The sequence below is a fragment of the Micromonospora aridisoli genome (genome assembly GCF_056150025.1).
Window position 1 is genome coordinate 1 of sequence record NZ_JAXCFK010000225.1, and the last position, 493, is coordinate 493.

The window sequence follows — 493 nt, forward strand, 5'->3', positions numbered from 1 at the left end:
TTGCCAAAATCATTATAATATAAATCGTTATCGGAGTATCCAACAATGGCCAATAATTGGCGAATACTCATAAAACCTCGGCGGTGGATATCGGATTTCATTCCGTCTACGCGTTGTTGGCAACGTTTAGTAAGGGAGATACCTTTGGAGAGTTGTTCGAATGATTCTTCGATTTTCCAAATTAAGACGTGAGTGTCTTCATCAACAGTTATACTTTTGTAAAGAGGCATTTATATTTTTAAAGTTATTACGTACATTTGCATTTCAAAAAAAATGTTTGAAATTGTCTAATATATTGTGGTTAACGAAATTAAATGAAATTTAGTTTTAAGACTGTTAATATTAGCTTCATTTAACAAAAAAAAAGCATTATGAGTTCAAGTACAATACCATACGTAAAATATAAAGTAAAAGATATTGCCTTAGCAGATTGGGGTAGAAAAGAAATCGAACTAGCAGAAGCCGAAATGCCAGGTTTGATGTCCTTGAGAGA

At 32.5% G+C, this 493-nt stretch carries 2 protein-coding genes; one reads left to right on the plus strand and one right to left on the minus strand.

Annotated features, from left to right (window positions below; genetic code table 11):
• Positions 1-230: hypothetical protein (locus SM447_RS30220; RefSeq protein ID WP_474576260.1), on the minus strand; the 230-nt coding region annotated here is incomplete at its 3' end.
• Positions 231-371: 141 nt separating this feature from the next.
• On the opposite strand from SM447_RS30220, the gene SM447_RS30225 reads away from it, so the two are divergent.
• On the plus strand, positions 372-493 hold a 122-nt coding region (locus SM447_RS30225; protein ID WP_474576261.1), incomplete at its 3' end, for an adenosylhomocysteinase.